This window comes from Bacillus sp. GW821-FHT11D08, from assembly GCF_058808515.1.
Genome location: NZ_JBXARS010000002.1, coordinates 138,820 through 163,226, shown reverse-complemented (window position 1 = coordinate 163,226; position 24,407 = coordinate 138,820). Strand labels below are relative to the sequence as shown.

The following is a 24,407-nucleotide window of genomic DNA, read 5'->3' as shown; positions in this document are numbered from 1 at the left end:
CGCTCCTATCAGTCTTTTCTGAAGAAACCAAAGATCCCCGTCGTTTGCACGATGTTTGTGAAGGCTTTCGGGTCGACTTCTTTCACGATTTTCTCAAGGTCATACAATTCGTACCGCGTGATGACGATGATCATCATTTCTTTCTGTTCGTTTGTGTAAGCGCCTTTTGCCGGCACCGTCGTAATGCCGCGGACCATTTTCCCGTAAATCGCTTCTTTGATTTCATCGGCTTTTTTTGTAACGATCATGGCGGTCAGTTTCATGTGGCGGGTGTGAATGGCGTCAATCACCCTTGTTGTGACATACAGAGCGACAAGGGTATATAATGCTTTCTCCCATCCTTGCAATAATCCTGCCGTCAAAATGATAATCCCGTTCAAAATGAAGAAATATGTGCCGACCGGCTTATCCTTCCATTTGGCCAGCACCATCGACACGATATCAAGACCGCCTGTCGAAGCGCCGAATTTCAGCGTTAAACCGATGCCGATAGCTGAGATGACTCCTCCGAATACGGTATTCAGAAGAATATCGTGCGACAGTCTCATTTCCGGGAGAATTCCCATAAAGACGGACGTCAGCGCTACGCTTAATATGCTGTATACAGTGAATGATCTGCCGACTTTCAGCCACCCTAACACACCGATGGGAATGTTTAAGAGGAACATGAGAACTCCTGTCGAAATATAAAAAGGGGCGTATTGATCAACGACGCTTGACAGCAGCTGGGCGACACCGGTAAAACCGCTGGCATATACATTCGCCGGTATCAGGAATAAATTCAGTCCCGCCGCATACAGAAACGCGCCGATGACGACGATTGCTAATTTTTTTGCTTGTTCTAGTACCATGGCTTGCTCCTCCGCTCATTTTCATTATTAGCTTTTCCCTTAAAATAAAGTTTTGAACACTATTTTGCCACATTTATATGATATAGTTGGCATCACTCTCACCAATCGGAAAGAAGGGAATTATGATGACAGTTCACCTTATTGCTGACAGCGCCTCTGACCTGCCGAAATCTTATATTGAAGAAAACCGGATCGGGTTCATTCCGCTGCACGTAACACTTGACGGAAACGAATATGAGGACACGGTCACCATTCAGGCGGATCATATATTTCAAGCGATGCGGGACGGGAAAGTTCCGAAAACATCCCAGGCATCACCGGATACGATAAAAAAAGTATTTTTACAATACGCGGAACTGGGAGACCCGGCGATATACATCGCCTTTTCCTCAGGTCTTTCCGGCACCTATCAGACGGCCGTAATGATCGCCAATGAAGTAAAAGAGGAATTTCCCGATTTTGATTTACGGATTGTAGATTCCAAATGCGCTTCATTGGGCTGCGGCCTCGCGGTGATGCACGCGCAAACACTCTGTGTTAACGGGAATACAATACAAGAAATCGAAACGTCTGTAAAGAGCTTTTGCGCACGGATGAAACATATATTTACGGTCGATGATGTCGCTTATCTCGCGCGGGGCGGCAGAATTTCAAAAACGTCCGCTTTTGTCGGGGGGCTTTTGAACATTAAACCGATTCTGCATGTGGATGACGGCAGGCTCGTGCCGCTCGAAAAATTGCGCGGACAGAAGAAACTGTTTAAACGGATTATAGACATGATGAAGGAAGAAGGCGGCGATTGGGCGGATCAAACCGTGGGGATCAGCTATGCAGATAACGAGGAGACGGCGCTTCGGATGAAGGAAATGATTGAAGAAGCGTTCCATCCGAAAGAGACCATTCTTCATTCAATCGGCTCTGCGATCGGCGCGCACTCCGGGCCGGGCACGCTCGCGATTTTTTTCCTGAAGCCATAATTTCAATGCGGGCGGGCATCCTAACGGACAGAAGGGAGGCTTTGCCGCATGAAAGATGATGACAAAAAACCGTTGGACAATAACGCCGTAAATCAGAAAAAGAACCGGCTTGCCGAAAAAAACCGGCAGGCGGGAAAAAACCAGAATTCCAAAAAACCGGACCATCTGTAAAAGCAAAACAGCCCTCTTGTGGATGAAGATAGAGGGCTGTTTTTTGTTCTATATGCGTCTAACATCACTTATCACGAATCCGCTTTCAGGCAATGCCGGCATTCTGGACAGGCTGAAGCTCAAATCTTGGGACGGAACATCGTACTCTATTTCATTGGCAAGAAACGCAAGGGAAGTTTTCATGACTTCCACGGTCATTCCCTCACCCGGACAGCGGTGGCCGTTAGCCGGATCACCTCCGCCCTGGGGAATGAAATCAAATTTATTTTCCTCCCGCCCCTGAAAACGTTCCGGGCGAAATTCATTCGGATTCTCCCAAAGCCGGGAATCATGGTTTGTCCCATATAGGTCAAGCATGACGGATGCACCCTTTTTAAACTCACAGTTCTTCCATACGAAATCTTTTTTCACAACGGCTCCTAAAAACGGGGCAAACGGGTAATACCGCCGAACTTCATGTGCAAATCTTTCAGCCTCCTGATCATCTCTCGATCCCAGTTTGCCCCGATATTCAGGGTAATCATGCAATGCAAGAGCTGAAAACGTAATGAAGTAAGAAATGGCGGCAATCGGGCGCAGAACATTAATCAGCTCAACAGCAGCCATGTGAGAATCAAGTCTGTTCCCGTCAAGTTCTGTATGACAAGCCATTTCATACAAGGCTGAGCACTCCGGCGTTTGCAGCTTGCCGGACCGCACATCCTCAATGACCTCCTCTATCCATTTCTCCGTTTTCAGCCTCGCCCTTCTGCCTTTCCAATGACGCGGTCCGACAGCGCCGAATGCGTCTACCATATCGGTGAAATCCTCCGCCCGCTCTTTCACTTCTGAGTCTTTCAGCGGGACGCCGGCCCACTCACAGGCAGCCCGGCACAGCACTTTCTTCGCTTCATCAAAAAGGACAATTCGGTTTGAACCCTCCCACTTTTCCGCAGATGCTTTCCACTGTTTTGCCACCGCTTCCGCAAGCCGTTTTTGCCGGGGCGGCGTCATCAGCGACATAAATAGAAGCTTCCTGTGCTTATGCCGTTCACCGTCCATTGACTGGATTGCCCCTGTTCCGAATAACGTTTTCTGCACCCGTTTGGGGAGGGCATGCTCCCGCTGAAATCGTTCTGTGTCATAAAAAAGCTTTGCGGCTTCCGCTCCGCTCATACAAATGAATGTCTTCCCTAATAAACGGGCGCGAAACACATCCGAGCGATAATTCTCCGCTCTGTTTTTCACAAATACATATCCATCGCGTAATAAAGCCAGACTATTATCAAGACCCTTATCATGCGGAATTTGTTCATTCATCCCGATTCCTCCCATCTTTTTTCACCTTTCACGAAAAAGAATAAATATAAACACAAGTATATTCAGTATTTGTGTTTCATTCAGAAGTTACTCATGTCAGGCTGCAAAAATCAGGGGCGGGCATAAGCCCGTTACAAAGTAAACCGGCGGACCTGATCGTTTAATCGCTCTGTCAGGCTCACCAGATTATCGACGCTTTCCGCCATTTTATGAAAAGAAGACAGCTGCTCAAGCGCGGAGGCAGAAATCTCTTCGCTTCCCGCAGCCGTTTCCTGAATAACGGCGCTGATGCTTTCGGCATGATGCAGCACTTGCTCACCAAGCTGTTTCGATTCGATGATCCGTCCGTCCAATTGAGTAAGCTCCGCTTTAATATGGGCGGCTTTTTGTTCAATATGGACGAATGATTCTGACGTTTTCTCCATCAGCTCCTGCTGTCTGTCCGCTAAAGCGACGCCGGTCGTGACAGCTCCGGTAATAGACGTGATGCCGTCTTCAATTTGCTTTACCATATCGAAAATCTGCGCGGTCGCTTTGGCTGATCCGTCTGCGAGCTTCCGTATCTCCTCGGCAACGACGGCAAATCCTTTTCCGGCCTCGCCTGCTCTGGCCGCCTCGATTGCGGCGTTTAATGACAGCAGATTGGTCTGGCCCGCAATGTCAGAAACGGTCTGCGCCATCATACTGATGCCTGCCGCATGCTCTATGAAGAGATCGGCGGCTTCGGAAATCTCTTTTGATGTCTCATTGCTTTTATCAATGGCTTGCTTGGTCTCGGCTAAAGCACCGCGCCCCGCAGCCACCGCCGCAATCGTCTCTTCGCTGCTTCTCGTCGTTTGTTTTGAACGTTCGGCGTTCGCCTTTGAATGTTCATCCATTTGTTCAATGAATTGCACCGTATGCTGCAGATCTTCTGAAATGGTTTGGGAGCCTTTCGCCATTTCTTCCGTCGACACGGACACCTGCTCGGTCATGTCCTTCAGCGTCTGGTTTTCCTTCGTCAAACCTTCCGCGAAAGTCTCGACTTCACGGCCGACCTCTCCGATCGCCTGAATTAAGGTGCGGAGCTGTTCAGCCATCATTCCGAATGAGTCATTCAGCTCTTTCAGTTCGTCCTTCCCTTTATAATCAAGCATTTCAACAGCAAGGTTCCCTCCTGCAATACGACGGGCATTTTCAGCCATGCGGCGGATCGGCCCTGCAATTCTCTTCGTCAGCCTGATGGAAGATATGACGGTGACGGCAAGTATCACGATGGTCAGCACGGCTGCGCTGTAAACGATAAACTGAATCTGGTCAGCCGTCTGCTTCTGCATGTCTTCATAGTGATCCCGGCTTTTCAGATTCAGCATATAAATATCATTCAGAAGACCGTTGATGCGGGCCGCCGTCCTTGTCGCTTCAGCCGGGCTTTTCGAATCAAGAGCAGCGTCCGCCTCCGCCTGCCATGATTCGTATTTTTTGGCGAGTTTGTCATAAGCGGCTTTGTCTGCACCGTCCGTCATCGTTTTTTTGAGCGCCGCCAGTTTGTCTGAGCTGCTTTTCATATAGCTTCGCACATCTTCTTTCTGGGCGTCTGCGAGCGTATAGGAATAGCCGGTGATGCTTTCTTTTAACGTATTAAGGTCAGCTTTTGCTTCCTGAACGTTTAACAGCGCGTCCACTTCATCTTCATTTGAAGCCTGAATCTTCATCATGTTTACGATGGTAAAGCCGATGACGGCGGCGAAGCAAATCATCGTAACGGCTGCGTTAACGAGCAGCCTTGTCCGTAATGTCACTTCAGATCGCCTCCTTTTTCAATCAGACTGTTTTTCATATCCGTGATCTTTTTCGTCAGCCCGCCTGCGTTTTTGACAACTCTGATCTTAGCTAAGTCCATGCCGTTTTTCTTCAGTCCGTAAACGATCTCTCCGCTTTTGATCTCCTTGTTGTCTTTTAAATCTTTCGCCAATTCATAGATGACATGGTCGACGTTTTTCACTAAAGAAGAGATAACGGCGTGCTCGGCGGTGTAATATTGATCGCTGTCAACACCGATGGCGTATACTTTTTGCGCCTCCGCTTCTTTCAGTGCGCCGACACCCGTGAAGCCGGCCGCCGTAAACAGGACATCGGCTTTTTTTCGGATCATGTTTTGGGCGATGCCCTTCCCGAGCTTATCATCATCAAACGTACCGCTGATGTCCGACAGCACGCGGATATTCGGTTTGACTGATTCCGCGCCTTTCAGATAGCCTTTTTTAAACCGTTTAATGACGTCGGCATCTGAACCGCCGATAAATCCGATTGTGCCGGTTTTGCTCGTCATGGCCGCCAGCGCTCCGGCTAAGAAGCTTCCTTCATCCTCTTTAAACGTGACGGAGGTGACATTATCCAGGCCTGATACGGAATCAATCAGCACAAACCGCTGCTTCGGATATTTTTTAGCGACCTTTTCTAAATCCGCCTGCATGCTGTAACCGAGCCCCACAACAAGGTCATTGCCTTCCCGGACAAGCTGGGTCAGTCCTTTTTCGTATGTACCGGTGTCTTTTATTTCCCGATAGTCAAATGTGATGCCGAGCTCGTCTCTCGCTTTCATCAAACCTTGAAAGCCTGAATCATTAAATGATTGGTCGCCGAGGCCGTTGTCTGTCAGCATGATGCCGATTGTTTTCGTTTTTTCGGCCGCCGTTTCCTCAGATTTGCCGGCACATCCCGCCGTGCTGAGCGCAAGCAGCAGTACAGCCGCAAATATCGCCATTTTTCTCATTGAAACTCTCCTTTTGTTTTTTTCTACAGTTATATATCGGTTCGGATGTCAGAATATTTTATTTCAATAAAATATGTATGTTCGGCAGGATGTTAAACAAATGAGGGTATAGGAGCTTTTGAGAAAATAAAAAACATCGGTTTTGGTTCACCGATGTTTTTGCAGAAAATTTATTGTTTTTCGTATGTCCAGCCGTCTTCCTGATAGACCTTGCCGTTTTTCATCAGATGCCCGAGCGCCCGCTTAAAGGCGGCTTTGCTTAAATGAAACCGTTCGCGGATATCGTCAGGATGGCTTTTGTCTCCGTAAGGCATCGCGCCGTTTCTTGATCTCAGATAGGTCAGAATTTCTTCCGCGTCAACCGAAAGCGCATCCTGCTTTCTCGGCAGCAGGGACATGTTGACGGAGCCGTCTTCCTTCACCTCGATGACACGCCCTGTCACGCGGCTGCCGAGTCTCGGCTCTTCTTTTCTTTCTGAAGGGTGAATAAACGCGCGGATGCCTTCATCGGTAATCAGAAAAGAGCCTGATGCAATCAGTCTGTACACCGTGCCCGTCAGGTCTTTATTCATGACGTCTTCCCCTGCATCCGTAAATAATTCACTGATGATATCCTCAGGCGCCGGCTTGGCAAACATGCGCCCGCGGCTTGTCACCTTCAGCATGCAATACAGTCTGTCTCCTTTTTGCGGCCAGACGGATTTGTACGGAGGCAGGTGCTCCGTTGCGACGAGCGCGTCTTTTGACAGACCGACGTCGACGAATACGCCCATATCTTCCACAGCGTCCGTCACTTCCACCCATCCGTAGTCATAAAAGCTGATGAGCGGCTTTTTCATCGTCGCCGCGAGTCTTTCCTGATGATCGACGTAAATAAATACGTCCACTTCATCTCTGTCTTCGATATCCTCTGTGATTTCACTGTTATGTAAAAGAACCGTATCCTCGCCGTCGGTTAAAAAATAACCGAAATCGGTTTGGTGATCTATACTAAGCGTGAGCTGCTGCCCTGGTCTCATGTTATCGTCCTTCCTGATTCGCCCGTATGAGGCTGATGTTTTTCTCATTTTTTCCAATATGCATAAATTCATGCTTTATGCTGTTGGACATTTCTCTTTATTCTACTATAATCAACTCATAAGTGAAATGTTATAGGAGGTTTTCTCATGGCAAAAGAAAGTTCTTTTGATATTGTATCCAAAGTTGAATTTCCCGAAGTGCAGAATGCGATTCAGATGACGCTGAAAGAAATCGGCACGCGCTATGACTTTAAAGGATCGAAAAGCGATGTAACTTTAGAAAAGGAAGAACTTGTCCTGATTTCTGATGACGAGTTTAAACTGAATCAGCTCAAAGATGTGCTGAGCGGCAAGCTGATCAAACGGGACGTGCCGACGAAAAACATTGAATACGGCAAAATCGAAAATGCATCGGGAGGCACGGTGCGCCAGCGTGCGAAGCTTGTACAGGGCATTGATAAAGACAACGCCAAAAAAATCAACGCGGTGATTAAAAACTCCGGCTTGAAGGTCAAGTCGCAGATTCAGGACGACCAAGTGCGCGTCACCGGAAAAAATAAAGATGATCTGCAGCAGATTATTGCAGCCGTCCGCGGAGCAGACCTGCCGATTGACGTTCAATTTATTAATTTTAGATAAATTATGTGATTCCTATTGATTATTGTCTCTATTTTCGGTAAATTTGGAGAAAGGGATTTTCACAGTTAAGTTTTGGAAACCCATGACAATTACATGAACGTTCTTATCAAGAGAAGCCGAGGGACTGGCCCGACGACGCTTCAGCAACCGGTGTAGTGGTTTACCCAAACCATGACCAAGGTGCTAAATCCAGCAAGCTAAAAACAGCTTGGAAGATAAGAAGAGAGACAAATGATTACAAAGTCTTCTTCTTAAGAAGACTTTTTTTATTTCTCTTTTTTCCTTGCTGAATGTGACGAAGGAGGCAAACAATGGGACTATTACAAGACTTAAAAGAACGGATTTTAATCGGAGACGGCGCGATGGGCACTCTCCTCTATTCCTACGGCATTGACAGATGTTTTGAGGAACTGAACGTATCAAAGCCCGAAGAGATCAAGCGGATACATAAGGCTTACGTGGAAGCCGGGGCAGACATCATCCAGACAAATACGTACGGCGCGAATTTTATTAAGCTCTCAAGATACGGACTTGAGGACGAAACGAAAAAAATCAATCAGGAGGCGGTCAGAATCGCGCGCGCTTCCTCAGACGGCGCTTATGTATTGGGAACGATGGGCGGCATCCGCACCTTTAACAAAAACGCCTACAGCCTGGAGGAGATTAAACGCAGCTTTCGGGAGCAGCTTTATTTATTGCTGCACGAAGAGCCGGACGGTCTGCTTCTGGAAACATACTATGATTTAGAAGAGGCGCGCGAAGTGCTGAAGATCGCGAGAAAAGAAACGGAACTTCCGATTATGCTGAACGTATCCATGCACGAACAGGGCGTGCTGCAGGACGGAACGCCGCTTCGGGAAGCCCTCAGGTCCATTGCCGATCTCGGCGCTGACATAACGGGAATCAATTGCCGGCTCGGCCCGTACCACATGATTGAAGCGCTCACCGAAGTGCCGATTTTCAGTGACGCTTATTTATCGGTCTATCCGAACAGCAGCCTTCCGTCTTTAGAAGAAGGCCGGCTTGTTTATGATACGGACGATGCCTATTTCCGGGAGAGCGCCGTACAGTTCCGCACTCAGGGCGCGCGCATTATCGGCGGCTGCTGCGGTACGACGCCAAACCATATCAGAGCCATGGCTGAAGCGGTCCGCGGCCTTTCCCCCGTCACTGAGAAAGAAGTGAAAATCAGACGGGAAGAAGAAGTCATCTCAGTCAGCAACGAACGAATCGAACCGGGTTTAAACGAAATCGCCGCTCAAAAACGGTCAATTATCGTAGAGCTTGATCCGCCGAAAAAATTGAATTTTGACAAATTTCTGCAAGCGGCGGCTGAATTAAAAGAAACCGGCATAGAAGCGCTGACGCTCGCCGACAATTCATTGGCGACACCGCGGATCAGCAATGCAGCCTGCGGTTCATTGCTGAAAGAGCGCCTTGATATCCGTTCTCTCGTTCACATTACATGCAGAGACCGCAACATCATCGGCCTTCAGTCACATTTAATGGGGCTGGATACGCTCGGGCTCACCGACATTTTAGCCATCACGGGTGATCCTTCAAAAATCGGCGACTTTCCAGGGGCTACCTCCGTCTATGATTTAACGTCCTTTGACTTGATCAGGCTGATTAAACAATTCAACGAGGGCATTTCTTTATCAGGGAAACCGCTCGGCAAGAAAACGAACTTTTCCGTAGCCGGAGCATTTAATCCGAATGTCCGCCATCTCGATAAAGCAGTAAAACGGCTGGAGAAAAAAATCGAGTGCGGAGCTGACTACTTCGTGTCCCAGCCTGTCTACTCGGAGCAGCAGCTCATTGACATTCATCATGAAACGAAGCATCTCAAAACACCGGTGTATATCGGAATCATGCCGTTAACGAGCAGCCGCAACGCAGAGTTCATCCATCATGAAATCCCGGGCATTAAGCTGTCAGACAGCATCCGCGAAAAAATGGCGCTCGCCGGCGAAGACAAGCGGAAGCAGAAAGCCGAAGGCCTCGCCATCGCCAAGTCGCTTCTCGACACGGCGTGCGAACTGTTTAACGGAATTTATTTAATCACCCCGTTTCTCCGTTCTGATTTGACGTCAGAGCTTGCAGCTTATATTAAGCAAAAGGATGAAAAGCGGGCTGATGTATATTTGCATTAACGCGGAAGAGGCCGCCTGATATGACAGGCGGCTTTTTCATGGTACGATACAGAAAAAGAATCAAGCAAAGGAGGATTTTTTCATGGTTGAAGTAAAACCCATCACCGCAGAAGACACATACGCGATCAGACACAGCGTGCTGCGCCCCCATCAGACGATTGAGGATTGTAAATATGATCAGGACAGCGTCAAAGGAGCCTTTCATCTCGGAGGTTTTTACGACGGGACATTGATCAGCATCGCTTCTTTCTACCCGCAGAACCAGCAGGCTTTACAGGCAGCGCCCGCCTATCAGCTGCGCGGCATGGCGACGCTTGAGGAATACCGGACGCAAAAAGCGGGAAGCACGTTAATCGCCTATGCAGAACGAAAACTGGCAGATATGGGGGCGGCGCTTGTCTGGTGCAACGCCAGATGTCACGTAAAGGGATATTACGAAAAGCTCGGCTGGAAAAGCACGGGCAGCCCCTTTGACATACCCGGCATCGGCCCGCATGTGATCATGTATAAAGAACTCGCCTGAAACAGACAAATGCCCTTGGGGACATGTCTCTAAGGGCATTACCTTGAATGTCACGCCTGCTTTTATATGCGGTACTATTGACGCCCTCCCGCTTTTTTAATACCCTTTGTACATTACACAACAGCAAGGATGGCAGGCAGAACGATATCTGTCAATTGCCGTTTTCAGCTATTAATTCAGAAAAGGAAGTATGAGATGAATACGATCCAAAAACCGAAAATCCCGAAAGAATTGCCGGTGCTTTCTTTCACAGAAGCGCTTCAGGACGACCTCATAAAAGAAGTCGCCATAGAAAACGCCGTCGTAAACAGCAAACTGGACGGCCTGCGCGCCGAAAAAGTCATTTTCAGAAACACCGTTTTTACGGATGTCTCTTTCAGACATATGGAATGTACGGATGTCCTGTTTGACAAATGTGATGTCTCAAACGCTGATTTCAGCGGAAGCATCATCCATAGAACGGCGTTTCAGCATTCAAAACTTCTCGGCTTGAATCTGGCGGATTCCGCCATGCGTCATGTACGGTTTGAAGACTGCCTCGCAAATTACAGCTCCTTCAGCTATTCCAATATGAAGCATGTCCGGTTTGACACGTGCGCTCTTACAGAAAGCGAGTGGAATGATGCCGTTCTTGAATACACTGATCTTGACGCCTGTGATTTGAACGGCTCAAATTTTATCGGCACGTCTCTTTTTAATATGGATATCAGCACGTGCACATTTGATCATCTGCACGTCTCACTTGAGAAGCTGAAAGGATGCCGCATCTCTCCGGCGCATGCCGTTACATTCGCAGAAGCGCTCGGAGCCATTGTGACGTGATCTTTTATCTTTTATCAAACGAAACGGCGGGCGATGTCCGCTATCGTTTGAATGCCTTTTTCCAAGTCCGGTAAGGATGCGTATGAATAGGAAAAACGCAGGCTTTGCCGGTCTTCGGGAAGATAGAGAGCTCCCGGATTGATCAGCACGCCGGCCTCCAAGGCACGGGTGAAAAGCGTCTGAACGGCGATTGCTTGATGAAAAGTGACCCAAATATAAAAGCCCCCCTCCGGCACACGCCACTCCGCAATATCTCCCGCGTATCTTTCAAGAGAACGCAATGCCGCATCTCTTCTGATTTTGAGTTCCTTTCTGAGACGCAAAAGGCGCGCTTCATAGCGGCCGCTTGACAGCCATTGACATGCCGCCCATTGAGATAAAGCACTGGAGCCGTAATCCGTCTGCATTTTAATATCGGCGAGCCTGTCTGCAACCGGCTCAGGGGCGACGACCCATCCGATGCGCAGACCCGGGCTTACGGTTTTTGACAGCGTGCCGATATACAGCACATTCCCCTCACCGTCCATCGATTTTAACGGAAGCGGCGGTTCTTTATCGATCCATAAATCACCGTATGCGTCATCTTCAATGACAGGCAGGCGGTGATTTCTTGCGAGCGCGATGAGTTCCTTCCTCCGCTTGAGTGACATCACCGTTCCGGTCGGATTATGGAATGACGGAATGGTGTACAGCAGCCCTGCTTCGTATTGCCGCCGGTAAGCGGGAAGATGATCCGTTTTGATTCCACTCCCATCCATCGGCACTCCCTTAAGCCTGACGCCCGCTGATTGAAACACACGCAGGGAATGGAGATACGACGGGTTTTCAGTCAGCATGACGGAGTTTGGTTTTAGCAGCCCGATTGAAATGAGCTGAAGCGCCTGCAGTGCGCCTGAGACGATTACGATGGATGCCGGGGACGCGTGAATCCCCTTTGTTTTCAAATGTTCCGCGACGCTTTGCCGAAGCTGCAGGCTGCCCTTCGGTTCTTCATAGCCGAGCGCAAAAGTGTTAGTTCCCGCTTCACGGAACAGTTCGGCCATCTCCTGCTCAGGCAGCAGCTCTTGACTCAGTTCACCCGTCCCCAGCCTGATCAGATCCGGACGCGGCTCGTTTTGATTAATGGCCTGAATCAAGGATGAATTCGGCTGATGACTCCCCGATGTAACGTATGTGCTCCAATCAAGGGGCTTAGCCGCTGCCATGATGCTCCACGTATTGTTGACGACCTTAGTGCCTCCCCCTCTTTTTCCTTCCAGAAGACCTTGGGCGATTAACTCATCAACTGCTGCCGTCACTGTGCTTCGGTTGACCTGAAGCTCCTCGGCGAGCTTTCTTTGTGAGGGAATTTTCGTGCCAATGGTCCATTCGCCATGAAGTATTTTTTCTTTTATATGCTGTTCGATCTGGAGATAAAGCGGTATGTGCGACTCCCGATCCGGACGCCAGCTGTTCATACGTCATCCCTCCTTCTTTATTTATTATACATTTGGCTGGTTTAAGTACCAGCCAAATGGCCGGAGACATCAGCACACAGTGCGGCTACAATGAGATTTAGTTGACGATTGGAGGGTTTTACGATATGAATGCCATTCTTCACGGAGTGATGCTCGCTTTCGGCCTTATTTTGCCATTGGGCGCGCAAAACGTGTTTATTTTTCAGCAGGGAGCCTGGCAAAAACATGTGTGGCAGGCGTTTCCCGCAGTGATTGCCGCCGCGGTATGCGATACGATTCTCATCAGCGCGGCCGTCGCAGGCGTGTCAATGATTATTGCAGAGATTCCCGTTTTTCAGACCGTCATGCTTATAGGCGGCTTTTTGTTTCTCAGTTTTTTAGGCTGGCAGACTTGGAGAAGCAAACCGCAGGCCGAACAGGCGAGAAAAACGATTTTCACGGCAAAAAAACAGGCGGTCACGGCCGTCATGGTATCCCTTTTGAACCCGCATGCGATTTTGGATACCGTCAGTGTCATCGGCACAAGCTCCGCCGCCTATCCGGGAATTGATAAATGGCTGTTTGCCGGTGCTTGTATCGCGGTTTCCTGGGTATGGTTCGCCGGACTGGCATTCGCGGGACGGCTCGTCCAAACGGCGGATACAGGAGGCCGGCTCCTCGGCATCCTGAATAAATGCTCGGCATTGGTGATGTGGGGTGCTGCTTTTTATTTTGCTGCGCTTTTGTTTCGATAAAAGGAATTCGGCCAGGCCATGTTGAATGTACCGGAAGAAGAGGGGGAATTGGAATGTCAGACATTTTAAAGCTGTATCACTACCACAGATGGGCAAATGAGCAAGTTATTCAGCATCTGAAGACGCTGCCCGCGGTCAGCTTACAGCAGAAACTGAAAAGTGTTTTTCCGACTGTGAACGCCGTGCTTGTGCATATATACCGGGCTGATTACATTTGGCTTCACGTGCTTTACGGAGAAACTTTCGAACAAATCGTCTCGCAGTTTGATCAATTTGAAAAGCTTGACGGAGATTTTGAGGCGATTGAACATAGAATGACTGAACTGGACAAAGAATTCAGCGAATTTTTAAAAGAAATGGAGAACCCGGAAGGTCCGATCTCTATTTCTCATCCGCGCCTGGGGACGCTTCAGACGACATATGCCGATGTGATCCGGCATGTTGTGAATCACGGCACATACCATCGCGGCAATATCACCGCGATGCTTCACCAAATGGGCTATAAAGGCGTGCCGACTGACTACATTTTTTTCTCATACGAATCATAAAAAAGCAAAGGCCTCCCGGGCCTTTGCTTTTTTACTTCGAATCTATCATAATCCGATATAGCTGGAGACGCCCGCTTTTTCGGCCACATCGTAAATTGTCATTTTCATGCTTACTGATCCCTCTTTTGTTCTCTGGTTTTGGGTCAGTCCGTTTTCCGGCTTACGAATTTGCGGTATTCAAGCGGCGAAATGCCTTCAATCTGTTTAAACAGTTTGGAAAAATAGGTTGGGTCCTCCATACCGATGGCGTCCGCGATCGCCCCCATTTTGTCATTGGTTGCAGACAAAAGACGTTTCGCCTCCGTCATTCTGACTTTGTTCGTATACTGGCCGGGCGTGACGCCGAGCACCTGCTGCATGCAGCGGGTCACGTAGTCTTGGTTGTAATGAAGAGCCGAAGAGAGCGCTTTAATGGTTGTTTTCTCCTGATAGTGCTCCTGCAGGTACCGGGCGGCCTCCCATGCGACTCTTTCCTTTGCGGACGGGATTTGGAACGCTTCTTTCTGAAGATGGAGCAGCAGCTCTTCAAACAGAATCTGCTTTCTGAGCGGCAGATCGGAGTTCTCGGCGCTGTCATCTGTCAGGACACTGAATTGCCCGGCCATAAACTGCGGGCGTCTCACCTTCCCTTTTTGCGGCAGGGACAGGCGGTAGCGGGACGGCTCTTCAAAGCTCCCTTTTTTTCGCCTCAGCTCCGACCAGTTGTTCCCGGTTGTTTCCGTCACCTCATAAGCCGCTCCTTCAAAATGAAGCCACGAATAGGATGTCGTTTCTTCACTGCCTTTTGTTCCGTAATGTTCAAGGCCGGGAGAAAGCAGAATATATTCTCCCGCTTCAACGGAAAAGGCGTTTTCGTCTTCTGTAATGTAGAGGACGCCTTCTTTCACATACAGCAGATCAAACACCGGAAAGACCCGTCTCACATGGGTTTCGCCTTTTTTGAACACTCCTTCTCCCGCAGCGATAAAGACCGGGAACGGAGGAACTGTGAACTCGAGAAAGGACATATTTTCGGCCCTCCTTTTTAAGTCGGATTTTTGCAAGAAGTTTCGTTTCTCTCCCTTTTTATTATAAGAAAATGGAGGTACACTTTTAAACGTTGATTTTTTCAGGAAAGGGGTTAAAAGAAATGAAACAAGCGATTTTAAAACGGGCTGCATTCAAACAATCCTCTGATCACAAACTCTCATTATACGCGCTGACTTGGCCGATATTTATTGAGGTTTCATTATATATGTTTATGGGAAACGCCGACACTCTTATGCTTAGCCAATACTCCGACAACAGTGTGGCGGCCGTGGGTGTCAGCAATCAGATTTTAAATTTAATTATCGTGATGTTCAGCTTTATCGCAACGGGTACGACAATTGTGATTTCACAGTTTTTAGGATCTAAACAGAAAAAAGAGGCGCAGGAAGTGGCTTATGTATCAATAGGAGCGAACTTTGTCATCAGTCTCGCCATCAGCGCCGCCATATTTTTTGCGGCCGTTCCGCTGCTTCATGTGATGGGTCTTTCCAATGAATTGATGCCGGATGCCAAAGTCTTTTTGCAGGTGGTCGGCGGGCTGTCCTTCATTCAGGCTTTGATTATGACGTTCAGCGCCATTTTAAAAAGCTACGGTCATACGAAGGATACGATGTTCGTTACGATCGGGATGAATATTTTAAATATTGCCGGAAACTTTCTTGTCATTTTCGGGCCGCTCGGCCTTCCGGTGTTAGGCGTCGCCGGTGTTGCGATGTCAACGTCCTTTGCGCGGATCATCGGGCTGATCGCGATGATTGTGATCGTCAAAAAACGCATCGGACTCGGTCTGACATGGGAAAAGATTTTTCACGTCCATAAAGAGCACTTGCGGAAACTCCTGAAAATCGGGATTCCGTCTGCCGGCGAACAGCTGTCTTACAACATTTCACAAATGGTTGTCACTTATTTTATCGCTATTATGGGCGCTCAGGCACTTACAACAAAGGTTTATACGCAAAACATCACCATGTTTATCCTGCTGTTCGGAACGGCGATCAGCCAGGGCACACAGATTTTGATCGGCAGATATATCGGCGCCAAACGGTTTGACGAGGCTTATGACCGCTGCATGAAAAGTCTGTACTGGGCGCTTGGCATTGCCGCTTTGACATCCGTGATCATGACCTTGTTTTCAAAGCAGCTGATCGGAATTTTCACAAGCAGTCCTGACATTATTGCGACGGCGAGCATGCTGATCGCCATGACGATCATTCTTGAGCCCGGCCGTTCATTTAATGTCATTATCATCAACTCGCTGCGGGCTGCCGGAGATGCAAAATTCCCCGTCTACATGGCAATGATTTCCATGTGGGGTATCGGACTGCCTCTCGCTTATCTGTTCGGCATCCATTTCGGATTAGGGCTTATGGGCATCTGGATTTCATTTATCGCGGATGAATGGGTCAGAGGCATTCTTATGTACAGAAGATGGCGGTCGCGGATTTGGATTCAAAAAGGGATTGCATAAACGCCCGAAGCTTCGTTATGAAGCCGGGCGTTTTTTTATGCTTGCGAAAGCCGTTGTCTCATGTCACCGAGCTCTGACCGATAATGTGCCAGCAAACCGGTAACGGCGGGCCTTGAGTATAACGGAAACAGCTCCAGCTCTTCAGACGCCTCCTCGAAATACGCCTCGGCCTCGAATGCGATGTACTCCCATACATTCATAAAAGCTTTGTTGACGGTATGGCTCTCCAGCTCTTCTTCCGTATAGCCGAATTGCTTCATCACCTGGCGCGGGAGACGCTTTTTCGCCCGCTCGTCCGTATGGACCTCCAGAAGCACCCGGGTCAGCTGAATGGCTGCTCCTAATGAAACGGCTGCATGGCGGAGTTTCTCTTGGTTCCGGCGCGCACAAACCGGCAGCAGCAGCAGGCCGAGGGCTCCGCCTGTTTGGCCCGCATACATCAGCAGGTCATCAAACTCTTGATACGTTACTTTTTCTCTGTCAGAGATTTGGCCGGCGATAAACTCACGTAACGGCTCTTCTTCAAGCGCAAATTGCTGCCGCACATCGGTGAGCGCCTCCCACAAAAAGCCGTCGGCGCGTGACCCGTTCAGAACGTCTTGTGCCGCCTGTTCAAATCCTCCAAGTTCCTGCACATCAAGCCGGTCAGCTTCGTGAAACAAAGCAAGCACCGCCCATGCGGCCCGCCTGTTTTTTGGCGGCAGGGATGAGAAAGTCCGTTTATATAAAGGAAAGTGCGCCTCGGCAAGCTGGGCGCATGTTTCGTATTCGGTCATGGTATCACTCCTCTGTTTTTTAGTGTACCATATGTTTCACAATAAAAAGACCGATATCCTTCAGCGGAAACCGGTCGCGGCACTGTTATTCTTCTATATCGATACGGTACGCCTCAAACCATGTATGGATCTGGGCAAGATGGGCGATCAGCTGCGGGCCTTTCATCAGCTGGCCGAACCACGGAACCTGAAAAGATGAACCTTCTGTCTCCAGCAGCATTTCCAGCTTCTTTCTGTCAAGCAGGGTGTGAAGCACGGAATCTTTCTGTTGTAAAATCGTTTTCAGCCATTCTGTGACCCCCTGCGTGTATTTCGGGTGATGCGTTTTCGGATAAGGACTTTTTTTGCGGTACAAAATATCTTCAGGAAGCAGTCCTTCAAGCGCTTTCCGCAAGATACCTTTTTCCCGGCTGCCATGCATTTTCATTTCCCAAGGAATATTCCAAACGTATTCCACAAGTCTGTGGTCGGCGAACGGCACCCGTACTTCAAGACTTGCGCCCATGCTCATGCGATCTTTGCGGTCGAGCAGATTTGTCATAAACCAAAGCATATTTAAGTAGAACAGCTGCCGTCTCGCTTTATCTGTTCCCGTCTCACCATCTAACAGCGGCGTTTCCGCAATGGTTTCTTCATATCTCGCATTCACGTATTCTCTAAGATTCAGCCGTTTTTGCCACTTTTCATCCAAGAGCGTGACCCTCTCCTCAGTCGACCTCATCCAAGGAAATCCCTCTTCTTCTGCCGCTGTGTGAAACCACGGATATCCGCCGAAAATTTCGTCCGCACATTCTCCGGAAAGGCTCACGACAAAATCTTTTTTAATTTCCCGGCAGAACCATAATAGCGAGGAATCAACATCAGCCATGCCCGGCAGGTCTCTGACGAGAACGGATTCCTCCAGATGTTCAACCAGCTGATCCTGCGTAATCACGCACTTATGATGCTGTGTGCCGAATGCATTTGTCATTTTATCGATCCACGGGCCGTCATCATTCGGCTGAAAGGCGCTCGCTTTAAAAAATTTGCTGTTCTCCTCATAATCAATGGAATAAGTATGAAGGGGATCTCTGCCTTGTTTCTCAAAATGAGCGGCGGCTATCGCGGTTATCGCGCTCGAATCAAGCCCCCCTGATAAAAACGTGCAAACCGGCACGTCAGATACGAGCTGGCGTGTCACTGCATCCTGAAATAAGTACCGAATGTGAGCCGCGGTTTCATCGAAGCTGTCTGTATGCTTTTCGCTCTTTACATTCCAATAACGCCATATGGACAAACCGTCCTTTGAGAAAGTGAACGCATGGGCGGGACGCACCTCGTGAATTCCTTTAAACACCCCGCAGCCCGGAGTTCTGGACGGCCCGAGTCCGAATACTTCCGCAAGTCCGCCGCTGTCTGTGCGGGCTTTCACATCAGGATGAGCAAGAATGGCTTTCAATTCCGACCCAAACAGAAAGGAAGAGCCGTGTTCTTTATAAAAAAACGGTTTGACGCCGAGCCGGTCTCTTGCCCCGAACAGCCGCTTGCGCTTCTCATCCCAGATGGCAAAAGCGAAAATACCGTTCAAGCGGTCCACGCACTCCTCCCGCCACTCAATATAGCTGTGCAGCAGCACTTCTGTATCAGAGGTCCTCTCAAAACGGTGGCCCCTCGCCTGAAGCTCCTTCCGCAATTCCTCCGTGTTATACAGCTCTCCATTATAAATGATGGTGTACGTTTCCTCTTGATGCGTGCAGGCCATCGGCTGGCGGCCGCCTTCAATGTCAACGACCGAAAGTCTTTTATGTCCGAATAAAACATGGGGCTCTCCCCAGACGTTTGAATCATCAGGCCCTCGTTTTGAAAGAGTGTCTATCATATTGTTCATAATATGTTTCTCTTGGACGAGCTGCTTTTGAAAATCGACCCAACCCGCAATTCCACACATGTGATATCAGCTCCAATCCCGTTTCTGTCGGTATCAAATTCGTTTCTATCAGCACTTTACCCAGTTTATGCAAAGAAACGCAGATAGTTGATTTGTCCCACTAAGAGTTGTATGAGACAAGCCCGATTTGGAAAGAACGGAAGAGAAGAAACAAACAAAGGAGACCGGCACGGTTATGAAACGAAAACAGCTTTTCTCAGAAAAAAACAAATGGGGGCGCGGCACCCTGATGATAGAGGACGGCATCTGCCTCATCGAAAACGATGAAGGCGATATCCTGCTTGCAGACAGTCTAGGAAACGCAGACGTATTGATGAAACGCGACGGCAGATGGCAGGCGGCACGGATTTGCGGCGGCGCGGCCGAAATCGGTGCAGACACCATCCCCCTGCTCGGCGGGGAAGAAATCCGTTATGAAAAGGCGGTCAAACGTCCGCTGTTAACCTTGCTCGATTCGCTGGACGATGAAACGTTCCTGCTGTTTCTCAGCCATCTGCACGGGTTCGGCCTGTCTGTATATGATTGCGTATTTTCCTACAATCAGGCGCTGTTTTCCGGTGAAGGCGTTTCGTTTTATCACTTCTCGGCGGATGACGCACAATGCGCCCTGCAGCATCACCGCGGCAGCTCGGGTAAACACGACAGATTTGAATGGACGGCATCTGACGGGCGGCGCTCCATTATGTATTCAGCGGCAAGACAAGACGGCACCGCGTAACAAACAGGCGGCACCTTTTAAATAGGTGCCTCCTGATGTATTTAGCTTTGTTTTTCACGCTGATTGACGCCCGGCGTTTGCTTTTACCCTTCACAGCCGTAGCTTTTGCGGTAGCAAGAGTGATTGACGCTTTTGGCATCCTGCAAATCTCCTTCGCCTCATCAACATCCCCCTGTCACGGCATTTCTCATTCAGCGGCACAGTTGCGCAGAATGTATGCGCAACTAAAAAAACCCGGATGCATCCGGGTTTTTCAAGCGATTGATTAAAATACGTGAAAGCCGATCGGCAAGTGAAGGCCGAGCAGCACTGTCAGGACGAGCACGATAATAAAACCGATCCACAGTCCGCCGGTTGATTTGCCTTTTTTCTTGCGGATGACGAGCATTTCCATCAGTCCGATGGTAATGATGCCGAGCAGCATTTTTCCGGCGTACTCTCCGTTCCAATTCGCAAAACGGACAAAAAGCTCAGCTCCGGTCAGAATAATAATAATGTAGAATAAGCGCAGAATCATATGCGTAATTTTTGCGCCCTTCGCTTTTCCGGAACCGTACAGCCCGTAGCTGACAAATACCAGGATAAGCGCAACGACCCATGAAGTAATATGCCAATGTGTCATTATGTTCAATTCCCCCTATCAGATCAATCTGCCTCACTTATGGTACCACAACAAGCCGATCGGAGCATTATCAATCGTGCGAAAGACACACAATTATCCGATTTGGTTCGACAGCGTGCCGATCGGTTCAATTGTAATGTCAATGCGGTCCCCAGGCTTTAAAAATTTCGGCGGCTTAAACCCTTTTCCGACACCGGACGGCGTCCCCGTCGCTATAATGTCACCGGCTTCAAGCGTCATCCCTTTTGACAGCGTTTCGATTAATTCAGCTATCGGAAAAATCATGTCACCCGTTGATCCTGATTGGCGCAGTTCTCCGTTCACCCGCGTTTCAACTTTCAGGCTTTGCGGATCACTGACGGCCGACTTATGTACAATGACCGGGCCCATCGGGCATGTCGTATCGAGGCTTTTGCCGATAAAAAACTGTTTATGTTTCTTCTGCAGATCGCGCGCTGTTATATCATTTACAATTGTATAGCCGAATATATGATCAAGCGCATGTTCTTTGGAGATGTGCGATCCGCTTTTAGATATGATTACCGCAAGCTCCCCTTCATAATCAAGCTGCTCCGTTACGTCCAAGTGGCTGTTCACTGTTTCTCCGTGACCTGTAACGGCAGCGGGGGCTTTCGTAAAAACCATGGGATGCTCCGGTATATCAGCCTCACTCCCCATTTCAACGGCATGATCACGATAATTTTTCCCGATGCAGATCACGTTCTTTGAAGGTCTCGGAATAGGCGCGCAAAGCTTTACGTCAGACAGCGCATACATAAATGAACCCGACTCGTCATTCGGTTTTTTCGCCCATTCCGCAAGCTGTCCGGCATGCGCGACAAACTTATCTCCTTTTTGAATGCACTCGATCAGCGAACCCGGAATCGTCTCAAGTTCAAACAATTTTTTTTCAGCCTTTTGCAGATCTAAGATTTTGTCATCATCAATGATCAGACCGACAAATGTTCGGCTGTTCAGTTCCCCTGTCGCAAATTTCATGTTAATCCCCCATCATTTTTAAATCTGGCATTCCTTTATGTATTCTTCCTCCGGGCGGGAAATTCCTCTTTTAAACAGGCTGAAAATAAGTGTAAAAGAGTATCAAAAATTGTCACTTTTTTAGTCATATTGACGAAATAAAACCTTCTTGGCCAAAATGGGTTATACTATTATCATCCTATGTTTTCCAAAATAATCGAGAATTGGAGATCACACGATGAACAAAATTGAAGAAAAAAGATTAACTTTATTCGAGACAGCGCAAAAATTCGGAATCAATGCGACGGAGACCATCAGGTGCAGCCAGGAGCTGGACAGCCTTTTAAACGGGTGCCGGGGCGGGCTCATCCAACAAACGAAAGACAGCGGGCTGAACCCGGCCGCACAGATTGAGCACGGCCGCACCGCAGGAAAAAAAGAGGCTTTCTCATAAACGTGATATGTATATAAATCTGTATCATTTATGTATAAGACCCGGCATGCGTAAAGCGCCGGTGTTTTTACGTCTAAAGTTTTTTCCGCTCACAAAAATGTGCATTTGTCATAAGCTATTTTAGGCAGGCAGCCCAGATCAGCTCTTGGAGTGTAGTCATGAAAATCTTCACGAAAAGGATGTGCTCGTATGCCCGCAATTGTCGGAGCGTTTAAAATTAATGCCGTCGGTACGAGCGGAGTCGTTCATATAGGCGACTGCATCACCATTTCTCCAAAAGCAGAGGTTAAGACATTTGCCGGAGCGGGCAGCTTCAATACCGGAGACAATCTCACACTGACGAATTACAGGAATTCAACGAATGTGTACGATAATGATGTAATCGATCAGCCGATGGCAGGAAACGCATAAAGGAGGCGCCGTATGAATTTTTACGTCAATCAGTCGATCCATATCAATTACATGCGTGTAGAATCTGTCAGCAATTCCTCCATACTGCAAATCGGAAGCGCCGGTTCAATTAAATCTCTTTCCAATCTGTACAACACAGGGAGTTATGTTGAGCCGGCGCCGCCTGTCACCGCGGGGCAGCAGACTGTAACAACAGGGGGAGGTCCCGGCACCTCATCATTTGTACCGCTCCAGCCGCCAAGCCGGTAGTTTTAATGAAGGAAACGAGACGCGAGGTGAATGTCATGTATGATCAATCCGTTTCATCCTACCTGCAGAATTTAAATTCTTTCGTCCAGCAGCAGGCGCAGCAGATTCAGGAGCTCGAACGGCAGCTGAAAGAATTCCAAAATGAAATTTCAACGCTGAAGCAGCAGCCTTCTACAAGAATCGATCGGCTCGAGTATAAATTTGATCAGCTGAAAATTGAACGGCTGGAAGGAACGCTGAATATCGGATTGAATCCGACTGATCCGAATGCCGTGCAAAACTTCGAAGTCGGCCAGACATCTCCGCAGGTCGGAATGATGCAGCAGGAACAGGCGGGCCAGCAAATGCAGCAAATCCGCCAAAACGTCGATATGTACCTGAATGAAGAAATCCCCGCGCTTTTAGAACAGCTCGAAACTCAGTATGAGAGCAGGCTGGACGAAACGAACAAATATCATATTATTGAAGATATCAGAAAGCAGATGGACAGCCGGATTCAGTATTATCTGTCCCATGTCCCGAAAGAAGAAAATACGGCGCCCGCGCAATATGCCGAGCAGATTGCCGAACATGTGAAGCGTGATATTGTCAGGGCCGTCGAGCACTTTATTAAGCACATACCTGGTGAAATGAAAGGTGATGATCCGTCATGATTTTTACAGTGATTAACCGGAATATTGAAGTCGGCGACATCCGGTCTACCGGTGTGTCCAGTTCTTCCTTATTATTAATCGGCGACACCGATTCCGTCTATCTGTCTTCCATCTTTGACACGCCTCCGGAATCTCTTATTATCGGGCCTTATGTGCCGCTGGCGCCGGAATAATGTTAAAGCGCATTTCACGCCTCCGGAACGCCAAAATCAATTCAGTCGGGATTGCGAGTGTTTTTCAAGCAGGCGATACGAATGAAATCAATATGCGGATCAAAGTATTGGCCGATCAGCGTAGTCTTGCTGTATACAGAGATGATGAAGGCTCATTTAACAAAAAAGAATACCAGATTTTTCGGCAGCCGGCCGTCATGCCGTTACCGGAAACGGGAGTCCAAAGCGCATTCTGCCATGAAAACCCTTCAATTCGGGTAAGGAATGTGAAAGTTCAAGGGGTATCGTCAGCGTCCGTGGTTCAAATCGGATCGACGTCGATCGTTCTGGGAGATTCGCGGCTGAAACATATTAGGCAGATCTTCACGCCAAGCTCACAATCACAGCAGCCCTGACATATAATGACGGTGAGACTTCTATAAAGGGTGTCGTTTATGCCAGCAATTACCGGACCTATAGCTATCAATTCCATATCGGGCGGAGTCGTAAACTTTGGTGATTCCTTTTACCTTTCTCCAAAAAGCTCTTCTAAATCTGCGCTCGGTTCGGGAGCAGGCAATACCGGAGATTTCCTGTTATTAAACAACGTTGTCAATGCGACAAACTATATAGACCCCGATGTCAGCGATCAAAATGTGGTCGGAAACGCCTAAAAAGCAGCCGCTCTTTCAGAAGAGGGCTGCTTTTGGTTCAGCGTTATTTTCGTTCATTTGCTTTTTTTGTTTTTACAAGCTTTTCCGGCGGCTGTTTTCTGATCCATTTCACAAACCTCGCGAGTTTCGGGTCACGCCGCAGCTCTTCTATTCCCGCGAGCCTTGCCGCAAGCTCCTGATTCGTATAGAGCGCGTGAACCTGTTTATGACAAGGGATGCAGAGCATTGCGGTCGGAAGGAATGTCCCGCCTTCTTCCTTAGGCATTAAGTGGTGCTCCGTCAGCCGCACATGATGGCGGCCGCATAATTCACATGTGCCCTCGGCAGAATCGGCCATAATTCCTTCTC

General features: G+C 48.6%; 30 protein-coding genes and 1 riboswitch. Of the genes, 18 read left to right on the top strand and 12 right to left on the bottom strand.

The genetic code is table 11. The annotated features are described in order from the left end of the window. Nucleotides 1-8: 8 nt before the first annotated feature. Entirely contained in the window at nt 9-851 is an 843-nt protein-coding gene (locus AC1RRX_RS04385) for a YitT family protein (protein WP_007409143.1), read from the bottom strand. 125 nt (nt 852-976) lie between these two features. Between AC1RRX_RS04385 and AC1RRX_RS04380 the strand changes: the two genes are divergently transcribed. Continuing rightward, nucleotides 977-1,828, top strand: coding sequence for a DegV family protein (locus AC1RRX_RS04380; RefSeq protein WP_020955621.1), 852 nt, complete (start codon nt 977-979; stop codon nt 1,826-1,828). Between the two features lie 48 nt (nt 1,829-1,876). Further along, the gene (locus AC1RRX_RS04375) at nt 1,877-1,999 is read left to right on the top strand and encodes a DUF3941 domain-containing protein (RefSeq protein ID WP_003155105.1); all 123 of its coding nucleotides are present in this window, start codon (nt 1,877-1,879) and stop codon (nt 1,997-1,999) included. 48 nt (nt 2,000-2,047) lie between these two features. Here AC1RRX_RS04375 and cypC read toward each other — a convergent pair whose 3' ends face one another. The 4 genes from cypC to AC1RRX_RS04355 form a co-directional block, all read right to left on the bottom strand. Beyond that, nucleotides 2,048-3,298 carry a CYP152 family fatty-acid peroxygenase CypC gene (cypC, locus tag AC1RRX_RS04370; protein WP_032866207.1) on the bottom strand — a complete coding sequence of 417 codons (1,251 nt, stop codon included), beginning with the start codon at nt 3,296-3,298 and terminating at the stop codon, nt 2,048-2,050. A gap of 131 nt (nt 3,299-3,429) precedes the next feature. After that, nucleotides 3,430-5,079: a methyl-accepting chemotaxis protein gene (locus AC1RRX_RS04365; protein ID WP_032866154.1), complete on the bottom strand. Its 1,650-nt coding sequence runs from the start codon at nt 5,077-5,079 to the stop codon at nt 3,430-3,432. Then, complete coding sequence (locus AC1RRX_RS04360) at nt 5,076-6,053, bottom strand: BMP family lipoprotein (RefSeq protein ID WP_144464048.1); 978 nt, start codon at nt 6,051-6,053, stop codon at nt 5,076-5,078. Before AC1RRX_RS04360 ends, AC1RRX_RS04365 begins: the two co-directional genes overlap by 4 nt. 170 nt (nt 6,054-6,223) lie before the next feature. Further along, entirely contained in the window at nt 6,224-7,120 is an 897-nt protein-coding gene (locus AC1RRX_RS04355) for a CvfB family protein (protein WP_172615145.1), read from the bottom strand. Nucleotides 7,121-7,219: 99 nt separating this feature from the next. Between AC1RRX_RS04355 and AC1RRX_RS04350 the strand changes: the two genes are divergently transcribed. The 4 genes from AC1RRX_RS04350 to AC1RRX_RS04335 all read left to right on the top strand — a co-directional run bounded on the left by AC1RRX_RS04350 (nt 7,220) and on the right by AC1RRX_RS04335 (nt 11,209). Then, the gene (locus tag AC1RRX_RS04350) at nt 7,220-7,711 is read left to right on the top strand and encodes a YajQ family cyclic di-GMP-binding protein (protein ID WP_012117263.1); all 492 of its coding nucleotides are present in this window, start codon (nt 7,220-7,222) and stop codon (nt 7,709-7,711) included. Nucleotides 7,712-7,811: 100 nt separating this feature from the next. Beyond that, nucleotides 7,812-7,933, top strand: a riboswitch (SAM riboswitch). Nucleotides 7,934-8,022: 89 nt separating this feature from the next. Beyond that, nucleotides 8,023-9,864 (top strand): bifunctional homocysteine S-methyltransferase/methylenetetrahydrofolate reductase, encoded by a 1,842-nt coding sequence (locus AC1RRX_RS04345; RefSeq protein WP_020955616.1) that lies wholly within the window; start codon nt 8,023-8,025, stop codon nt 9,862-9,864. A gap of 82 nt (nt 9,865-9,946) precedes the next feature. Beyond that, the gene (locus AC1RRX_RS04340; RefSeq protein ID WP_007409151.1) at nt 9,947-10,387 is read left to right on the top strand and encodes a GNAT family N-acetyltransferase; all 441 of its coding nucleotides are present in this window, start codon (nt 9,947-9,949) and stop codon (nt 10,385-10,387) included. Between the two features lie 195 nt (nt 10,388-10,582). Then, complete coding sequence (locus tag AC1RRX_RS04335) at nt 10,583-11,209, top strand: pentapeptide repeat-containing protein (protein ID WP_040238296.1); 627 nt, start codon at nt 10,583-10,585, stop codon at nt 11,207-11,209. A 14-nt stretch (nt 11,210-11,223) separates the two neighbouring features. Here the strand turns inward: AC1RRX_RS04335 and pdxR are convergent, their stop codons facing one another. Then, nucleotides 11,224-12,666, bottom strand: coding sequence for a MocR-like pyridoxine biosynthesis transcription factor PdxR (pdxR, locus tag AC1RRX_RS04330; RefSeq protein ID WP_144464050.1), 1,443 nt, complete (start codon nt 12,664-12,666; stop codon nt 11,224-11,226). Nucleotides 12,667-12,791: 125 nt separating this feature from the next. On the opposite strand from pdxR, the gene AC1RRX_RS04325 reads away from it, so the two are divergent. Both AC1RRX_RS04325 and AC1RRX_RS04320 read left to right on the top strand, forming a co-directional pair. Continuing rightward, nucleotides 12,792-13,400 (top strand): LysE/ArgO family amino acid transporter, encoded by a 609-nt coding sequence (locus tag AC1RRX_RS04325; RefSeq protein ID WP_040238301.1) that lies wholly within the window; start codon nt 12,792-12,794, stop codon nt 13,398-13,400. A gap of 53 nt (nt 13,401-13,453) precedes the next feature. Continuing rightward, complete coding sequence (locus AC1RRX_RS04320) at nt 13,454-13,948, top strand: DinB family protein (protein ID WP_015239546.1); 495 nt, start codon at nt 13,454-13,456, stop codon at nt 13,946-13,948. A gap of 143 nt (nt 13,949-14,091) precedes the next feature. Here AC1RRX_RS04320 and AC1RRX_RS04315 read toward each other — a convergent pair whose 3' ends face one another. Beyond that, a complete protein-coding gene (locus AC1RRX_RS04315; RefSeq protein ID WP_007409155.1) occupies nt 14,092-14,955 on the bottom strand; it encodes an AraC family transcriptional regulator in 864 nt (287 codons plus the stop codon). A gap of 122 nt (nt 14,956-15,077) precedes the next feature. Here AC1RRX_RS04315 and AC1RRX_RS04310 point away from each other — a divergent pair, with 122 nt between their 5' ends. Beyond that, complete coding sequence (locus AC1RRX_RS04310; RefSeq protein WP_144464052.1) at nt 15,078-16,445, top strand: MATE family efflux transporter; 1,368 nt, start codon at nt 15,078-15,080, stop codon at nt 16,443-16,445. Between the two features lie 35 nt (nt 16,446-16,480). On the opposite strand, the gene AC1RRX_RS04305 is transcribed toward AC1RRX_RS04310, so the two are convergent. Both AC1RRX_RS04305 and asnB read right to left on the bottom strand, forming a co-directional pair. After that, nucleotides 16,481-17,221, bottom strand: coding sequence for a squalene/phytoene synthase family protein (locus AC1RRX_RS04305; protein WP_108725057.1), 741 nt, complete (start codon nt 17,219-17,221; stop codon nt 16,481-16,483). 85 nt (nt 17,222-17,306) lie between these two features. Beyond that, nucleotides 17,307-19,148 carry an asparagine synthase (glutamine-hydrolyzing) gene (gene asnB, locus AC1RRX_RS04300; RefSeq protein ID WP_144464054.1) on the bottom strand — a complete coding sequence of 614 codons (1,842 nt, stop codon included), beginning with the start codon at nt 19,146-19,148 and terminating at the stop codon, nt 17,307-17,309. A gap of 175 nt (nt 19,149-19,323) precedes the next feature. Between asnB and AC1RRX_RS04295 the strand changes: the two genes are divergently transcribed. Continuing rightward, complete coding sequence (locus AC1RRX_RS04295; protein WP_061046965.1) at nt 19,324-19,866, top strand: DUF2777 family protein; 543 nt, start codon at nt 19,324-19,326, stop codon at nt 19,864-19,866. Nucleotides 19,867-19,901: 35 nt separating this feature from the next. Further along, nucleotides 19,902-20,135, top strand: a complete 234-nt coding sequence (locus AC1RRX_RS04290; RefSeq protein ID WP_186302953.1) for a hypothetical protein — start codon at nt 19,902-19,904, stop codon at nt 20,133-20,135. Here the strand turns inward: AC1RRX_RS04290 and AC1RRX_RS04285 are convergent. Next, on the bottom strand, nt 20,132-20,488 hold the full coding sequence (locus AC1RRX_RS04285; RefSeq protein WP_007409161.1) for a YisL family protein: 357 nt from the start codon (nt 20,486-20,488) through the stop codon (nt 20,132-20,134). The two genes, AC1RRX_RS04290 and AC1RRX_RS04285, sit on opposite strands and share 4 nt — an antisense overlap. A gap of 93 nt (nt 20,489-20,581) precedes the next feature. Continuing rightward, complete coding sequence (locus tag AC1RRX_RS04280) at nt 20,582-21,487, bottom strand: fumarylacetoacetate hydrolase family protein (protein WP_007409162.1); 906 nt, start codon at nt 21,485-21,487, stop codon at nt 20,582-20,584. Between the two features lie 217 nt (nt 21,488-21,704). Here AC1RRX_RS04280 and AC1RRX_RS04275 point away from each other — a divergent pair, with 217 nt between their 5' ends. From AC1RRX_RS04275 to AC1RRX_RS04245, 7 genes are all read left to right on the top strand, one after another. After that, on the top strand, nt 21,705-21,920 hold the full coding sequence (locus AC1RRX_RS04275) for an aspartyl-phosphate phosphatase Spo0E family protein (RefSeq protein ID WP_007409163.1): 216 nt from the start codon (nt 21,705-21,707) through the stop codon (nt 21,918-21,920). Between the two features lie 189 nt (nt 21,921-22,109). Next, nucleotides 22,110-22,331, top strand: coding sequence for a spore germination protein (locus tag AC1RRX_RS04270; RefSeq protein ID WP_003155135.1), 222 nt, complete (start codon nt 22,110-22,112; stop codon nt 22,329-22,331). Nucleotides 22,332-22,343: 12 nt separating this feature from the next. Then, nucleotides 22,344-22,580 carry a spore germination protein GerPB gene (locus AC1RRX_RS04265; protein WP_007409164.1) on the top strand — a complete coding sequence of 79 codons (237 nt, stop codon included), beginning with the start codon at nt 22,344-22,346 and terminating at the stop codon, nt 22,578-22,580. A gap of 35 nt (nt 22,581-22,615) precedes the next feature. Then, nucleotides 22,616-23,233, top strand: a complete 618-nt coding sequence (locus tag AC1RRX_RS04260) for a spore germination protein GerPC (RefSeq protein ID WP_003155139.1) — start codon at nt 22,616-22,618, stop codon at nt 23,231-23,233. Then, complete coding sequence (locus tag AC1RRX_RS04255) at nt 23,230-23,406, top strand: spore germination protein GerPD (RefSeq protein WP_003155141.1); 177 nt, start codon at nt 23,230-23,232, stop codon at nt 23,404-23,406. Before AC1RRX_RS04260 ends, AC1RRX_RS04255 begins: the two co-directional genes overlap by 4 nt. Next, entirely contained in the window at nt 23,406-23,801 is a 396-nt protein-coding gene (locus AC1RRX_RS04250; RefSeq protein WP_007409166.1) for a spore germination protein GerPE, read from the top strand. Before AC1RRX_RS04255 ends, AC1RRX_RS04250 begins: the two co-directional genes overlap by 1 nt. Nucleotides 23,802-23,840: 39 nt before the next feature. Continuing rightward, entirely contained in the window at nt 23,841-24,059 is a 219-nt protein-coding gene (locus AC1RRX_RS04245; protein ID WP_003155143.1) for a spore germination protein, read from the top strand. Between the two features lie 43 nt (nt 24,060-24,102). Here AC1RRX_RS04245 and hlpB read toward each other — a convergent pair whose 3' ends face one another. Next, nucleotides 24,103-24,396, bottom strand: a complete 294-nt coding sequence (hlpB, locus tag AC1RRX_RS04240; protein ID WP_061046912.1) for an HNH nuclease-like protein HlpB — start codon at nt 24,394-24,396, stop codon at nt 24,103-24,105. Between the last annotated feature and the right edge of the window lie 11 nt (nt 24,397-24,407).